This window comes from Bacillus sp. FSL P4-0248, from assembly GCF_038593305.1.
GTDB classification, from domain to species: Bacteria; Bacillota; Bacilli; order Bacillales; family Bacillaceae; genus Bacillus; species Bacillus safensis.
Genome location: NZ_CP151983.1, coordinates 393,635 through 412,007 on the forward strand (window position 1 = coordinate 393,635; position 18,373 = coordinate 412,007).

At 46.1% G+C, this 18,373-nt stretch carries 2 protein-coding genes; both read left to right on the forward strand.

Features of this window, described 5'->3' with window-relative positions:
• Positions 1–27 precede the first annotated feature (27 nt).
• Positions 28–10,161, forward strand: a complete 10,134-nt coding sequence (locus tag NST65_RS01960) for an amino acid adenylation domain-containing protein (RefSeq protein ID WP_342489268.1) — start codon at positions 28–30, stop codon at positions 10,159–10,161.
• A gap of 14 nt (positions 10,162–10,175) precedes the next feature.
• Positions 10,176–18,371, forward strand: coding sequence for a non-ribosomal peptide synthetase (locus NST65_RS01965; RefSeq protein WP_111927541.1), 8,196 nt, complete (start codon positions 10,176–10,178; stop codon positions 18,369–18,371).
• Positions 18,372–18,373: the final 2 nt, after the last annotated feature.

Consider the following 18,373-nt stretch of genomic DNA (forward strand, 5'->3'; position numbering starts at 1 on the left):
GCCTGTCAAAAAAGGAAAGGAACTCATATGAAACCATCAATTATGAACGAACCAAATGTACATGAAACAATGGATACGATTTTACAAGATGTACAGAGAACCATTTTACAAACCAACGAAATCGAACGCTTCGCTGTTTTTTCTCGTGAAAAAACCATTCGACCGCGGCCATATCACCTCTCTCATTTATTTCTCGACAATCACATGGAGCAGGAGGCCGCAGCTGAATCGATACAGACGCAAACGGCTTCCCCTGCTTTAGCGGACATGCCGCCCGCCCTTTCCTATGGAGGGGATCTAGATGTTAACGCAGGAGCCCAAACCTTACAGGACGCCTTAACAGAGGCGGCAAAAACGACAAATGGTCTGACTTATATCGTCAATAGTAAGAATGAACTCACGCAATCCTACGCGCAGTTAAAGGAGGACGCTGAGCGGGTTCTGACAGGTTTGAGGGCATTAGGACTTGAACCGGGTGATCCTGTGTTCTTTCAGTTTTCATCCAATCATGCGATGGTAACAGCCTTTTGGGCGTGTGTGTTAGGCGGATTTGTTCCAACACTAGTGTCCGCTGCACCGACCTATCGGGAAATGAATGCCTCCGTGAAGAAACTTCATCATGCGTGGCACCTGCTGGAGCATCCGCTCATTTTAACAGATGACTCGCTGATTGATGAGGTGCAAGGCTTAGCTTTATTGTGGCATACAGACAAGTTACGTGTTGCAGCCGTTGAGCCGATGCTTTCTTTAGAAAGAGATATAGAAACTTATCCCGCGTCACCGGATGATTCAGTCTTTTTTATCTTAACGTCTGGAAGTACAGGGATGCCCAAATGCGTAGAACATTCTCATCGAAGCGTGCTGGCGAATGTCAAAGGAACAGTGGCAGCCAATGGGTTTACACAAGAGGATGTGTCGTTAGACTGGATGCCTTTAGATCATATTGGCGGTATTGTGATGTTTCACCTAGTCAATGTGTACACGGGCTGTGAGCAGGTTCGGGCAAGAACAGATGATTTTATCGCTCAGCCGCTGCGCTGGCTTGACTGGATGGACCGCTACCGTGCAACGAAAACATGGGCGCCTAACTTCGCATTTGCGATGATCAATGATTATGAGAAAGACATTTCGTCAGGATCTTGGGATCTTTCTGCTATGACTTGTATGATCAATGGGGCAGAAGCGGTCGTACCGAAGACGATTCACCGATTTTTACACTTGCTGGCTCCGCACGGCTTAAAGGGAGACGTCATTAGACCGGCATTCGGCATGTCTGAAATCTCTTCAGCCGTTGTCTTCTCTTTTGCGATAGAGCGGGGAGATGAAAGCAGCGGGGTTCTAACCTTTGAGGAAACATCACTCACAGAGCAGCTAAGACCAGCGGAGGCACGTGAGACAGGAACCGTCAGCTTTACAGAGCTGGGAAGACCGATTCCGGGTATCACGATTCGTATCGTGAATCATCAGCATGAGCTTCTTCCCGAAGATCATATTGGCAGTGTGCAAATTAAAGGGCCGACGACAATGAAGGGCTATTACAAGAATGACGAAGCGAATCAAGAAGTCTTTCAAACAGACGGCTGGTTTCACACGGGGGATTTAGGTTTTCTGCACGAAGGAAGGCTGACATTAACCGGAAGAGAAAAAGACATGATCATCATCAACGGGAAAAATTATCACAACTATGAAATAGAAGTCATTGCAGAGGAAGTACCCGGCGTCGAAACGAGCTTTGTAGCGGCCTGTTCCGCCCGGATGGAAGCATCTGCATCCGACGAGCTGATTCTCTTTTTTACACCGAAGCTGTATGAACCTTCTTATATCATGAGGGCAAGTCAGGATATTAAATCCCATATTGCGACAAAAATGGGGCTGTCTGCATCGCGTGTGATTCCTGTCCAGAAGCATGCCTTTCCGAAAACAAGCTCTGGAAAAATAGAAAGGGCACAGCTCAAGAAGCGATGGCAGGAAGGCGAATTTGATGAAATCATCAAGGAGCTGGACATTAGACTTGAAAATGAACACACCTTGCCTGATTGGAGTTTACAAAAGGAGTGGACACCTGCTCCGCTTCATGAAGCTGAAAAACAAACAGCAGGGAACATGGTGATCTTTGCAGACACATTAGGGCTGGCAGATCAATTAAAATCCCTTTCAAGCAATGAACAAACGTATATTACGGTTGAACCGGGTCAAGCATTCACACAACTCACACATACACACTTCATCATCCACCCGAATCGGCCGTCTGACTACGAACAACTCTTTGAGACACTCCGTTCGTATGGCGTTTCGGTGAAACAAATCATTCACCTTTGGAACTACACAACTCAAGAAGACACACTTCATGCAGCGTTGGCAAAAGAAGCACAGAAAACTGGCAGCATGAGTGCCTTATATGTAACAAAAGCGATCGCTGCCTATGAGGAGCCGGTAGAGATCACCCTTGTCTCTGCTCATGCGATGAACTTGCCGGAAGATCAAACACATGATGTGGAGAAAGCAACGACAGCAGGACTGATGACAGCTGTTCAGCATGAATGGCCATTTATCAAGGTGCGGTGTCTTGATTTTTCTCTGACAGAACCCGATGCTGGCCGTTCTCATGCATCATCGATCATGACAGAGCTTACACATGACACAAGCCATCATATCGCTGCTTATCGCGAAGGTGTTCGTTATACTCCTCTTTTAACACCGCTTCATCTAGAAAAAGAACAAAGGGTGAAGAAACCGCCATTTGAATCTTCCGGGCTTTATGTGATGACAGGCGGGCTTGGCGGCATTGGACGAATGCTGAGTGAGCACCTGCTGACATCCTATCAAGCGCATCTTGTGCTGGTTGGAAGAAAGGCGCGAGAGGCTTTATCTGCGGAGCAGCATGACGTATTGATTTCACTTGAGAATCTAACGGAAAAGCGCGGCGGCACAGTTCTTTATGAAAAAGTAGACATTACTGACGCAAAAGCCATTGAAACCCTGATTTCAAAACAGGAGACGGCTTTAGGCAAAAGGCTGCATGGCGTTATTCATTTCGCTGGCATCATTCAAGAAGAGCTGCTTCGTGACATGACGTCTGTTTCATTACATGCGATGTACGAAGCGAAGGTATATGGCACGATTTCGCTTCATGAAGCAGCCTCTAAACGGCACAATGTCTTATTCCTTTCCAGCTCGTCAGCTCGAACGTTAAAGGGCGGGATGACCGTTGGCGCTTATTGCGCGGCCAATGAGTTCGTTGAACAATTTGCTCATTATCAGAGGCTGACATCTACTGTAAAGCCATATTGCTTTAGCTTTAGCATGTGGGATGAGACCGGAATGAGTGAAGGCTCAATGATCAAAGGCATGCTAAAAGAAAGAGGTTATTTCCCGATTCCAAAACGGGCGGGCATTCAAACAATGCTGGCATGCTTGATGACAGATGCTCCTCTCATTTATATCGGGCTGGATCGGTCGAAGCAGGAAATTCAAGAGATGATACAAGGGGAAATACAAACAGAGCAGGCCGTATATGTCTTTTTCAAAACCGATCAAACAAAGGCTTTTGAAGAAAGGCTGTATCAATCCATTTATACGTGTATACAGTCTCGTCTCTCTGGTGAATATTCCGTCCATCTATATCCTGAAGAATACTGGAAAGAAACAGAGGATGGGATGCCGGACGAAGTGCATTTCAATGAATTAATAGAAGAAAGTGGACAGGGTTCAGAGGACAGAGCACCTCAAACTAAGACGGAGAAATTTTTGGCACATATTTGGTCCGAACTGCTTAATGTCTCAAACATCAGCTGTGGTGATCATTTCTTTTTACTCGGAGGTCATTCGCTCAAGGCAACGCAAATGCTGTCTGCTGTTAGACAAAAAACGGGATTTGACGTGCCGCTCGCTGTTCTTTTTGAGCATACGAGACTTGGAGAGTTAGCCGACTGGATTGATTCACATGCCAAAGCCGATGAAGCGGTTCCGATACGGAAAATAGAAAAGGGTCAGGAGCTTCCGATGTCCTATGCTCAGCAAAGACAGTGGTTTCTCTATCAATTACAGCCTGATCTGCCATTATACAATAATACGATTTCCTTTCGGATGAATGGACCTTTAGATGTAAAGGTGCTTCAGCGCAGCCTGCAGCAAATGGTGCAAAGGCATGAATCACTCAGAACATCCTTTGCAATGAACGGCGATGAACCGGTACAGATCATACATGAGCATATGACTCTTCCAGCGCTTGAGGTTGTCGATATATCAGATCTTTCATCACAGGAAGAAAAAGAACAAAAAGCGGCTGAGTGGGCGAAAAAAGAAGCGGGCACACCTTTCCGCTTAGAGCATGATGCACTTTTTCGCGCGAAACTAATTCGGCTGTCAGACACAGATCATTTGCTGCTGATGTCCATTCACCACATCGTGTCAGATGGCTGGTCGATTGGCATTGCCGCAAAGGAGCTGTCCGAGTGGTATACAGCGATGATCGAAGGGAGGGAGCCTGATCTCTCACCGTTGCCGATTCAATATGCAGATTACGCACTTTGGCAGAAGGAGTATTTGACGGGAGAAACGCTTCAGAAGCAGCTTTCCTATTGGAAGGAGCAATTTGCGGTACCTGTGGAAGAGTTGATGCTGCCGTATGACTACACGCGTCCGGCCGTTCAATCCTATAGGGGAAAAACGAAAAAATACCGCTTGTCGAAGCCGCTGTCTGACCAGCTGGCTGCTCTTTCTCAGAAAACAGACAGCACCCTTTATATGACATTACTTTCGGCTTTCTCTACCTTGCTGCATCGATTGTCTTCACAGGATGAGTTTGTCATTGGATCCGTCATTGCCGGGAGAAATCGGACGGAGATGGAGCAGCTCATCGGATTTTTCGTGAATACACTGGCACTTCGGATTGATCATAGCGGCAATCCGGCTTTCACAGAGCTATTAGAGCGAGTGAAGGAAACAACAATGGGCGCCTATGCGCATCAGGATGTGCCGTTTGAGATGGTGGTAGATGAGCTGAATATTGTACGTGAGGCTGGCAGGCAGCCGCTGTTTCAGGTCATGTTTGTTCTGCAAAACCTGCCCCTTGAAGCTTCTCCGATGGGTGAGGCGACATCCGTTTTAGCCATTGAAGATAATGATACGGCCAAATTCGATCTATCCCTGTTTGTTTTTGAAGGAGCGGAGGGTCTTCAATTAAAACTGGAGTATGATGCAGACTTATTTTCTGACGACACGATGGAACGGTTCCTTCGTTACTACGAGCAGCTGCTTGCGTGTATTTGTGAAAATCCAGCACAGCCAATCAGACAAATGGATTACCTGCCAGAGAAAGAGAGGGATCAGCTGCTCTATGAATGGAGCGGCAGCACAGAACAACCAGCAGGCCCGCTTCTCATCACAGAACGGTTTGAAGCGCAGGTGAAAAAGACACCTCATGCGATCGCCCTCGAATCTGGGGAAAAACAGTGGACGTATCAGGAGTTACAAGAGAAAGTCGATCGGCTTGCTGCTTATCTGCAGCAGCGAGGAGTGAAGCCGCATGAACCAGTAGGGCTTCTAATTGACAGGTCGCCTGAAATGATTTTTGGGGTGCTGGCGATTGTGAAATCAGGCGGGGCCTACGTCCCAATTGATCCTGAATATCCAGATGCACGCATTGATTATATGCTGAGGGATACAGGTATTCAGCTGTTACTGACAAAAAATGAATGGCTGAAACAAGTCTCGATCAGTCAAACCGAGCTCATTTGTCTTGATCAGGGGTATGAAGAGTTTTTATCAGAGGCAGAACTCAAGTCTGCTGCTTTAAAACCTGATGGACTCGCTTATATCAATTACACATCAGGATCAACCGGTCAGCCAAAAGGGGTTTTAATTCCGCATCAAGCGGTCATCCGGCTTGTATGTGAAACAGATTATGTCACCCTTGATGAACAAACGCGTATTTTGCAAATCGCGAGCTTCTCCTTTGATGCCTTTACGTATGAAATATGGGGAGCCCTGCTCAACGGCGGAAGGCTGATACTGACCGATCGAAATACGATCTTATCAATGGATACACTGGCTGATACGCTGACATCTTACAAGATCACAACAGGATTTCTGACAGTGCCGCTGTTTAACCGATTAACAGAGGAACATCCAGAAGCTTTATCTGGATTCGATGCATTATTGGTCGGTGGTGATGCTTTGTCAGCTGCTCATATCCGTAAAGCGCTGCCGTATCTGCCTGAAGGCCTATTAAACGGCTATGGACCAACTGAGAATACGACGTTCTCCTGTGTGCATCACATTCGGGCAGTGGATGAGGGGCAGACTTCGGTTCCTATCGGTCAGCCAATTGCGTATTCACAGGCCTATGTACTAGACGACCAGCTGCAGCCGGTTCCGCAAGGTGTCATTGGAGAGATCTACGTAGGCGGTACAGGGCTTGCACTCGGATACCTTGGAGATGAAGAAAAAACATCGCAATCATTTATCCCGCATCCTTTCCAAGAAGGAGCGCGTTTATATAAAACAGGCGATATGGGCCGCTGGCTGCCAAACGGCATCATCGACTGCCTTGGAAGAATCGATCATCAAGTAAAAATTCGCGGACACCGCGTCGAATGCGGAGAAATTGAAGCCGCCATGCTGCGCTTTGAAGACATCATAGAATGTGCGGTCATTCCACATCAGCATGAGAGTGGTCACAAGCGATTGATCGGTTATTTTGTCCAAAAGGGCAGCATGACCACGCAAGACATTCGTTATCAATTAAAAGAAATACTGCCAGATTATATGGTGCCAAGCCTATTAATAGAGCTGGAGGAACTCCCGCTCACGGCAAATGGCAAGGTAGACCAAAAACGTCTCCCGCCGCCAGAGTGGAAACAGGAAAAAGTGGAGAAACCGGCTGACAGCGCACTCAGTGAGGAAGAACGCGTACTGGAAAAAGTGTGGACTCAGCTGCTCGGTACGCCTTCGATTGGCGTACATGATAACTACTTTGAGCTTGGCGGAGATTCGATTATTGTCATACAAATGGTGGCGCGCTTAGCACAGGAAGGCTATGTCATTCAGCCGAGAGATGTATTTGAAAAACAGACGATTTCACAGCTGGCACTTGCTATGAAAAGGTCAGATGCTGCTGCGTTCTATGATCAGTCGCCTGTCACAGGAGATGTTCGTCTGCTTCCAATCCAATCATGGTTCTTTGAGCAATCAATGACAAACCAAGACTATTGGAATTTATCAGCGCATATGGAATTCAAGCAATCTATACAGCTAAAGCAGCTGACACAGGTTCTCTCAAAAATTGTCGATCATCACGATATGCTGAGAGCGATGTATACAAAAACAGCAGATGGATCATGGATTCAAACCATTCGTGCGCCTGGCATCACCCCTTGTGTCACCTTTTTTGATTTGACGAGTGTTTCTCATGAGGAAGCGCTGGAACAAATCCGCATGGAGACCGCCGCTTGTCAAGAAACGTTGTCATTAGAGCGGGGAGAAGTAATCAAAGCCATTCTTTTTCACACAAGTGATGGTACGTCTGAACTCTTTATCGCTGCCCATCATCTTGTGATGGATGGAATCTCATGGCGCATCATACAGGAAGACCTATTAAATGGACTGAAGCAGCTTGCGGCAGGGCAGGAAATCGCGCTTGCAAAGAAAACTGCGTCCTATCAGCAGTGGGCAGATGCTCTTTATGAATACGCACAAACCGATCAATTACAAGAGCAGGTTCCTTTTTGGCAAAAGTTCACGAGCCAAGAGGAAGAGGGTTCTCCTTTTCAAACACCTGCACTTTTCAATATAGAAGAACATGCAGAGATTTTGTCTATTCAATTGACGAAGGATCAAACAGATATTTTACTAAGGCAGGCATCACAAGCGTACCGAACAGAGGTAAACGATTTACTCTTATCCGGACTCACGCAAGCCGTTGGAAAGCCGCTGCTCATCACGTTAGAAGGGCACGGACGCGAGGATTTATTTGAACAGATGGATTTGTCACGAACAGTCGGATGGTTTACAAGCTCTTATCCTATTTTTATTCCTTTTATTCAAACCGATATTGAGAGACAAATCAAAGATGTTAAAGAAACCTTAAGAGCTGTGCCGCAAAAGGGAATCGGCTATGGCTTGCTTCAATACATGACAGCATCTCGTTTACTCAAAAAGGCAGCGCCGCAGATGAGCTTTAATTATCTTGGACAGTTAGATCAAATATACGGTGAAGCACATCTTTATTTAGCAGATGAACGAAATGGACTTGTACATGATCCAAAAGCAGAAAGACAGCATTTGATCGATGTGTACGGATATGTTGTGAACGGTCAGCTTCAGATGAATTTTATGATCCATCGTGAACTGCTTCAGTATGAAGAGGTGCGCCTGTTACCTGAACGGTTCAAAGAAAAAATGAAGGATATTCTGACGCATTGTGTAGAGACAAAAGGCGGCTTTACGCCATCTGATTTTCCAATGGTTCAGCTGACGCAAAAGCAAATCGATGAGCTTCCAGATGGTGTAGTGGATGTGTATCCACTATCTCCAATGCAGCAAGGGATGCTGTTTCATGCATTATTAGATCAAGCGTCACAGGCGTATTTTGGTCAAGTGCATATGACACTCGAAGGCTTAACGGACGGCGCAGCCTATGAAAAGGCATGGAATCTGCTAGTAGAGCGTCATTCGATTTTGCGGACAACATTTGCTTGGGAAGGGCTAAAGGAGCCTGTTCAGTTGATTCAATTAGAAGGAAGTATTCAGCTCACTCAGCACGATGTGCGCCACCTGAGTGAAACGGATCAGAAGGAAGCCATTCAGCAATATTTGCAAACAGATCGGTCAAAGGATTTCAAACTAGAAAATACGGATGAACCGCTGATTCGTATTGCTTTATTCCATCGTGATGAAAACACATGCACGTTTGTTTTTAGCTTTCATCATATTTTAATTGATGGCTGGAGCTTGTTCAGTTTTATTGAAGAATCCTTTTCTTTGTATCGCTCTCTTGTGGATGAACGGGAGGTGGATCTTCCTGCTGTACGTCCATATAAAGATTTTATCGAGTGGCTGCAAAAGCAGGATCAAGAGAAGGCGCTAGAGTTCTGGAAAGGTTATATGTCAGGAGTAGAGGAGGCTACACCGCTTCCAGGAGACGGCGGGCATGCTTCGGATCAAGAAGCAGGTGTTGATCAGCTAAGTATCAAACTAACGCCCGAGATGCAGCAGAAACTCGAAGAGATGACAGGCACGCAGAAGGTGACAATGAGCACCCTGATTCAGACAGCATGGGGGCTGCTTTTGCATCTTCATTCAGGATCTGAGGATGTCGTGTTCGGAGTGACAGTATCAGGACGGCCGGCGGATTTACCACAGGTTGAAAGCATGACAGGGCTCTTTATAAACACATTGCCGCTCCGTTTGCCGATCACGCCAGAGTGGAGCATTTCCAAGCTGCTGGCACATACGCAGGAAACAGTTTTTCAGATGCGGGAATTCGAATATACCGTACTGCCGAATATTCAGCAGCTGACCCACATCCCGAATGGAGATTCATTGTTTAACAGTATTGTCGTGTTTGAAAACTATCCGATTGAATCTATCGAGCCATACGGAGTACGCATTTTAGACATTGCGAGTCATGAAGAAACGAACTATGACCTGACCCTTGTGGCAGTTCCGGGAGAGACGCTGGAGCTGCGGGTCACATACCGCTTCAATCAATATACAGAAAAGCAAATACAATCGCTGATGCAGCAGCTGATCCACACACTTGAAGCCATGACAGAACAAATGGAGACACCCCTCTCTTCCTTCACGATCGTCACGAATGAAGAAAAAGAGCGGATGATCACCGATTGGGCGAAAAATGCACAAGTCAGCGTGCTGTACCCAGATCAAGAAGAGGTCTATTCAGGTGTGCATGATCCTTCCTGTGAAACGGAAATATATGTCCTGAGCGAAGCGCATCAGCTCATGCCGGTAGGATTTCCTGGAGATATTTTTATCGGCGCAAAGGACATCAAAGCACTTTGCGGGGAGCTTGCCGATTGGATGGAGACGCATAAAATTCCGCACCCATTCAAACATCAAACTGGCGAATACCTCTATCCGACAGGGGATGTCGGCGTTTGGACTGAAGAAAACAAGATTCAGATTTTGGATTGGATGTAGGAGGAGAAGAAACGATGTTAGTGAGTAGACGAAAAGGACATGCAGCAAATCATATCGTCAGAATCAACGGAAAACGAATGGATCTCAAAGCATTAGAGCAAGTCATGATGCTTCATTTTCCGCTTAAGGAATGTGCAATCATTCCGAAGAAAAATCAAGAAGGCAGTCTATCGCTTGTGCTATTTGCACAGGCGAAGGACCCTTTGCTGACAAGAGAGGATCTGATGAAAGGTCCGCTTCATCCTCATGAAGTGCCAGCCGCTCTCGTCTTATTACCTTCTTTGCCAAAGACAGAAAGTGGAGCAGTCGACAAAGAGGCACTGCTTTCAATTGAAATCATAGATCAAGAGGAATTAAGAAAGATAGAAGAGCGCACCAAAGCTATAGATGGTGTAGAGGAAGCGGCTGCTTTCATTGAAAGTCAGCCAGAAAAACGAACGCCCTATCACTTAGATGATCTGTTTCCTGATCGACAGCGTACCCAAGGGAATGTACCGCTTTCGAAAAGTGAAGCGAGCGAAACAAAACCATCATCTGTCCATGAGAAGCCGCCCGCACTTGTGTATGGCGGAGATGTGATCAAAAAACCAGGCACACCTGTCACACTGACAGAGGTGCTGATTCGATCAGCCTTTATGTCACCAGACCGCGGGGTGACCTATATGAAAGAAGACGGGCGTACGTTGACCCAAACCTATCCTGAATTACTAACAAGCGCTGAACGGGTTCTGTGCGGTTTAAGGGCAGCAGGACTGACAAACGGTGATCAAGTGTTACTTCAATTGAAAGATCATCAAGATTTTATCACGGTATTCTGGGGCTGTATTCTCGGAGGGATCATTCCGACCCCGGTCTCTGTGCCTCCTGTTTATGATGAAATGAATCAAGGTGTGAATAAGCTGAAGGGCGTGTTTCAGCTGCAAAATGAACCTTTCATTATTACGAATGAAGCAAGTGCTGAGGACATTGCTGGGCTGCGCGAGACATTTGAAGCAAAGGCCATGCCTATCTTAACAATTGAAGCATTGCTGGCGTATGAACCAGATGAACAGCATTATGAGCCGGAGCCGGATGAGCCTGTGCTGCAGCTCCTGTCTTCAGGAAGTACGGGTGTTCCAAAGTGTATCCGTCATCATCATCAAAGCATTTTATCTAGAATTATTGCTTTTGAGCAGGTAAACGGCTTTACACATGAGGATGTGTCGCTTAACTGGATGCCGCTTGATCATGTTGGTGGAATTGTCATGTTTCATGTACATGACGTCTACCTTGGCTGCCAGCAGATTAGTCCATCCATCGATCAATTTATCGAGCGGCCGATGGTGTGGCTGGATTGGGTAGAAACATACGGTGTCACAAGAACATGGGCACCAAACTTTGCTTTTGCCATGATGAATGAATATGAGGACGACATTCGTAAGGGGTGCTGGGACCTGTCTACTCTGACTTATATCATGAATGCAGCCGAAGCGGTTGTTCCGAAAGTCACGCAGCGCTTCATGCATATCATGGGGCAGCACGGATTAAGCCGTCATGCGATGGTACCTGCTTACGGTATGTCAGAAACATCCTCAGCCATTGTTCAGTCAAAGAAATTTATGCGGAACAGTGAACAGGATGGACAGCTGACGATTGATCAGACCTCGTTAACAAGTGAGATCGAATATGTGACGCACGATCATCCGAACAAAATGACGTTTACAGAAGTCGGCACGCCGATTCCTTCTGTATGGATTCGAATTGTAGATGAGCATCACGAGGTGCTGCCAGAAGATCAGGTTGGGCGCTTGCAAGTGAAGAGTCCAACAATTATGATGGGCTACTATCAAAATGAAGAAGCCAACCAAGAAGTTTTTGCGGAAAACGGCTGGTTTCACACAGGGGATTTAGGTTTTATTCATGAAGGGCGTCTCGTTCTGACAGGTCGAGAAAAAGACATCATTGTTATCAACGGCGCTAACTATTTGAATTACGAAATTGAAGCGGTTGTTGAAGAGGTGGACGGGGTTGAAGTCACCTTTGCCGCTGCGTACGGCATTTATAATCCCGAATCAAGCAATGACACGCTTGCTGTCTTTTTTGTCTCACAAAGGGATTCAATAGAGGAACAAATCACGATAATTCAACAGATGAGAGAGGCCATCATTCGAAAAATCGGAATAGAGCCTGATCACATCATTCCGGTGAAAAAAGACCAATTTCCAAAAACGGAGAGTGGGAAAATCCAGCGTGCCCAGTTAGGCGCAGCACTAAAAGATGGAGCATTCCGTGACATTGAACAGGCACTGGATCTTGCTTCTGAAAATGAACAAACACTCCCAGACTGGTTTTTCAAACGCATTTGGGCTAAGGAGCATATCGGTCCAACTCAGCCTTTTGCTGACCATGTTCTCGTTTTCGAGGATGAAAAAGGGCTGTATCAATCGCTTTACACACAATTTGAGCAAAAGAAACAGCCATATATTTCTGTGAGAAAAGGGCATGAATTTTTGCGTCTGTCCAAAGGGATGTACCAGATAAATCCGAGAATCAAGGGGGATTACGTCAGGCTCGTTGCCGCACTTGAAGCAGATGAACTAAAGACCGGGCGCATGCTCCATCTGTGGAATGTGTCAGACAAAGAAGACATCGTGGATCCTGCGCAGTTCAAAGAGCTGCATGCCAGCACGGGTCAATCCATTTTGTACTTGTATCAAGCATTGCGACAAGCAAATAAAGAGCCCATCCGTCTTGTCGTTGTGACAAAAGGCGGTCAATTTGTGAAGCCTGGAGACGATCTTCATGTGGAGAAAACGACGCTTGTCGGTCTGCTAAAAACCATTCCGCAAGAATGGGAAGGAGCAGAGGTGTCTCATCTTGATATTGAAGCGGAGAATGTAGAACAGGATGCCAAGCATATTGCGGAAGAATTGTCTGCGATTCATATTAAAGCAGAGGTTTCTTACCGAAATGGGGACAGATTTGTACCAAAGCTGGAAAAAGTCAATATGATTGAAGCGCCTCAAACAGAAGGATTTTTAGAATATGAAGGTCTTTATTTATTGACTGGAGGACTTGGCGGAATTGGGTTTGAGCTGTCTAAGCAGATGATCCAATTTGGCTTAAAGCTCGTATTGATTGGACGGACATCTCTGGAAGACAGCTTGGAAAAGAAAGAAGCCTTCTCACAGCTAAAAGAAGTTGGTGACGTCATTTATATCCAAGCAGATGTGACCAACTTATGTGACGTTGAACAAGCGATTTATGAAGCAGAAAAGCATTTTGGACAATCGATCCGGGGTGTGCTGCATTTGGCCGGTGCTGGTAATGTGTCTGAGCATTTTCAGCAGGCGGACAAGTATACACTGGCTCATACGTCAGAAGAGGATTTCACAAAAGAAATGTCAGGGAAAGCAGACGGGGCATGGGTCCTGCAGGAAGCCTTTAAGTATGATCCGACAGTACCGTTTGTCTTTTTTGGATCGGTCAATGGCTTTTTTGGCGGCACAACATTTGGGGCATACTCTGCGGCCAACAGCTTTTTAGATGGACTCGCGCACGCTCTCACCTTTCAAGAAGGAAGACGAGCAATCTCTTTGAACTTCAGTATGTGGGATAATCTCGGTTTGTCTAAGGGGCATACCGGAGCAGCTCTCACCATTCGCAAGGGATTTCAATTGATTGGAAAGAAACAAGGTCTCCATTCATTATGTTTAGGTGTCCGGCTCAATGAAGCGCATCTATTTATTGGTCTGGACGGAGCAAACCCAGACATCGCCGGGTATCTTCAGCCAGCTCCAATACCAGTCTTTGAGAAAAAGCTTTTTTACACCGTTCAGCCTGGCAAAGAAGTGCATGTTGAAGAGATCACGAGCGCCGCAGCAGGCAAATGGGACATTCAGCAAGTACAGGAAATACCGAAAAAACAAGATGGCTTTATTGATCATGAAGCCCTCAAACTGAATCATCACAAAAATGGACAAAGTCTTGAAAAGCAATTACCAGAAACGAAGACAGAGCAGGTTCTTGCCGCCATATGGCAGGACATTTTAGATGTAGATCGCGTGTACAAAGAGGATCAATTCTTCGACCTTGGCGGACATTCACTAAAAGCGACTCAAACCATTTCCCGGATCAATCATGAATTTTCAATGAAGGCGCCTTTAAAAATATTATTTGAAAGCAAACATCTGGCACATCTGGCGCAAATGGTTGATGACATCAAAGGGGCGCCAGCCGTTCAGGAGGCTGAAATTCCAAAGCTTGAAAAGCAAACAAGCTATGAACTGTCTCATGCCCAGAAGCGTATTTGGTTCTTATCCACATTAGAAAAGAGCCATCATTACAATATATTAGGTGCTTGGAAGCTGACAGGACCATTACACATTCAAGCATTAACAAAAGCGATTGGTCTTTTAACAAAACGGCATGAAGCACTTCGGGCAGTATTTAAATCACTTGGCGGCAAGCCGGTTCAACTCATTCGTGAAGACCTTCCGCCATCTGTGACAGTGGCAAATTTCTCGTTATTTAATGAAAAAACAAGAGCGAGAAGACTCAAGCAGCTCATTCAGCAAGAGGCAGAACGTGTCTATGATTTAGAAAGAGGGCCTCTTGCGCAGTGGACGATAGTAGATATGGGCAAGGAGGAGTATTATCTCCTTTGCGCGCAGCACCACATCATTTCAGATGCATGGTCACTCAGCCTGCTCATTCAGGAATTAGAAGTGGCATATGAAGCGCTGCTTGCAGATGAAACGCCGCAGCTCCCAGCCTTAGAAATCGAATGGACAGATTATGTACATTGGGAAAATGAACAATTAAAGCATCATCAAGAAGACCAAACCTATTGGCTCAATACGTTACAAGGTGAACTTCCAGTGCTGGAGCTGCCGTTTGACCGTCCTCGTCCGCCGGTTCAAACATTTAACGGTGCTACAGAGCAAATTGTACTGGATGAACCGCTTATCCGCCGCTTGCAGGCTTTGTCCAAAAAGCAGGGCACGACCTTGTTCATGACGATGCTGTCCGCGTACTACGTCCTGCTTCACAAGCTGTCCGGACAGACGGATATCATCATTGGATCGCCTATCGCGGGCCGGGATGCCAAGCAATCAGAGAAGCTTGTTGGGATGTTTGTGAATACACTTGCGCTGAGACAGGACGTCTCAACAGCAGAGACGTTCGCTGATCTCTTGGAAAACGTGAAAGAGATGACGTTAAAAGCCTTTGAGCATCAGCATTATCCATTTGACAAGCTTGTCGATGACCTTTCGTTAGATCGAGATTTAAGCCGGTCACCTATTTTTCAGGCGGCTATGGGGTATGTCACCGATTCGCTCGATGTAAACCTTAAAGGGCTGACAAGTGAACATGTGATGGTCCATCATACAGTATCTAAATTTGATCTCACCCTTCATATATTTGAACAGGAAGAGCAGCTGTCGATTCATGTGGAATACAATACGGATTTATTTGATCAAGAGACCATTCATCGTTATATGAACTATTATCTCCATGTGCTAGATGGCATGACGGCACAGCCTGAGCGTACATTTGCTGATTATTGCTTAATGGACAAAGTGGAACAGGCGGCCATGATTCTAGGAAAAAATCAAACAGATACGCCATATCCAAAGCGGACGCTTCAAGAATTGTTTGAAGAACAGGTGAAGCGTGATCCTTATCGTATTGCCTTGTCCTATATGGATGAACACATGACGTATGAAGCCTTGGATAAGAAGGCGACAAAGCTTGCTGCTTACTTGCAGTCAAAAGGAATTGGACCAGGCTCCCTTGTACCAATGCTTTTTGATCGCTCCTTTGACATGATTGTGTCGGTACTAGGAATCATCAAATCTGGTGCTGCATATGTTCCGATGTCACCTGAATATCCTGATGCACGCATCCGTCTCATCGTTCGTGATACGCAAAGCGATGTGATTATCACTCAGTCTCATCTTGCAGATCGTCTAGTAGGCTTTACAGGTACAAGGATTATCATGGACAAGCCAATACGAGAAACAAATGCAGTGTATCAAAGAGAATCATCGATTATAGGTGAAGACCAGATCGCCTATGTCAATTACACATCAGGCTCAACAGGTACACCAAAAGGCGTGATGCTCCCTCATGCAGGAGTTGTCCGCTTAGTGAGAGAAACAAACTATATCAAGCTCGGTCCAGATGACAAAATGCTACAGCTCTCAAACTATGCTTTTGATGCCTTTACATTTGAATTATGGGGAATGCTGCTGAATGGCGGTCAGCTGATTCTGCTCCCAAAATATGCAGCACTGAATATGGAAGAATTAACGCAATTCATCAAAACGTATCAAGTGACAGCCAACTGTCTGCCAACCGCTTTATTTAATAGACTGGTGGAGCACGATCCAAAAAGTGTGGCAGGCTACCGCACATTACTCGTTGGCGGGGAAGCCATGTCTAGTGAGCATGCACGAAAGGCACTGCCGCATATGGAAGGTGTGCTTGTCAATGCTTACGGTCCAACAGAAAACACGACATTAGCCACAACACATCAAGTCACACACGTGCCAGCAGGCGCAAAATCAGTTCCAATTGGTGTGCCGGTGTCGAACTCAACTGTTGTCATACTAGACGAAGCGCTCAATCCAGTACCAGCAGGCGTCAAAGGAGAAATTTATATCGGCGGAACCGGCCTTGCGAAAGGCTACCTTCATGATCCAGAGCAGACAAAGGAGCGGTTTATTGACAATCCTTTTCCTGAACTAAAGGGAGACAAGCTGTATCGTTCAGGCGACCTTGGTACATGGCGGTCAGATGGCACCATTGAATATCTCGGCCGAAAAGATCACCTGGTGAAAATTAGAGGCTACCGGATTGAATGCGGAGAAATTGAGACAGCCCTGCTCAAGCATCCACAAATCAAAGAATGTACAGTCATCGCCAAAACGTATGGCAGCTCAAAACGGCTGGCGGCCTACCTTGTAACAAACGGAGAAAACCCTGTTCCGGGCTGGAAAGCCTTTTTGCAGGAAAGCCTGCCAGGCTATATGATACCAAGTTACTTTGTCGTACTGGATGAAATGCCGGTGACAACGAACGGAAAGATTGATCAAAAAGCATTGCCAGAGCCAACAGAAACAATCACCCTTTCCCATGATGACGACAAACCTGTCACCGAAACGGAGGAGCGGATTGTCGCCGCTTTCAAGGAAGTGCTTGGTGTGAAGCAAGTGGGTATGCATGATTCCTTCTTTGATCTGGGCGGCGATTCCATTATGAGTATTCAGGCTGTGGCCAAATTAAAAGAAAAAGGTGTTCGTGTTGATCCAAAATGGATTTTCATGCACCCGGCGCCTGCGCAATTAGCCGCACATTTGGACGCAGTGCCAGCAGCCGCTGAGAACGTCGAAAGGTCTCCGAAGGACTACGTGATCGAACTGAAAAAAGGCGATCCAGCCGAACCGAGAATATTCTTTGCGCCGCCTGCTGGTGGAACGGTGATGGGCTATATTGATGTTACTAAGCTCATGACACATCAAGGTGCTGTGTATGCCTTGCAGTCTCCTGGCCTATATGAGGATGAAGAGCCGCAATTCCTCCATTACACGGAGCTTGTAACCCTTTTTATTGAAGCTATTGAGACGTTCTACCGTCCGGGCATTGACTATCTCGCAGGCCATTCAATGGGCGGGCATCTTGCCTACGGAATGAATCAGCGGCTCTGCCATGCAGGGAAAGCACCGAAAGGGCTCATCATTTTAGATACGGTGCCAGTGCTAAGAGATGAGGCAGATCAGGCACTTCATGCCGATATGAACGAAGAAGAAGTGAAAATGCTCGCGCTTGTCCTTGGAATGGGGAATCTGGTCGGCATTCAGCCAGAAGCTTTACAAGGATTGACCTTCCAAGAAGTAAAGCAGAAAATTCTCAAAGAGGCAGAAAAGGATGAAGTTGTTCATCAATTCATGAATGATCAATATTTAGATAAATATTTGCAAATGCAAACGCATAATACGATCATGTCACAAGCCATTGAATTAGAAAAAGAACCATTCCCTGTGCCATTTTATATTGTCCAAAGCAGTGATCACGCAAGCGATTTCCAGAAGAAGTTCGCAGACTGGGAGGCTTATACGAAAGAGTCGTGCTCGTATTACCACATCAAAGGCGACCATGTCACCATGATGAAAAGACCGCAGGCAGATGAACTTGCACGGATTCTTCAAACGATTATAAAGGGGTAAAG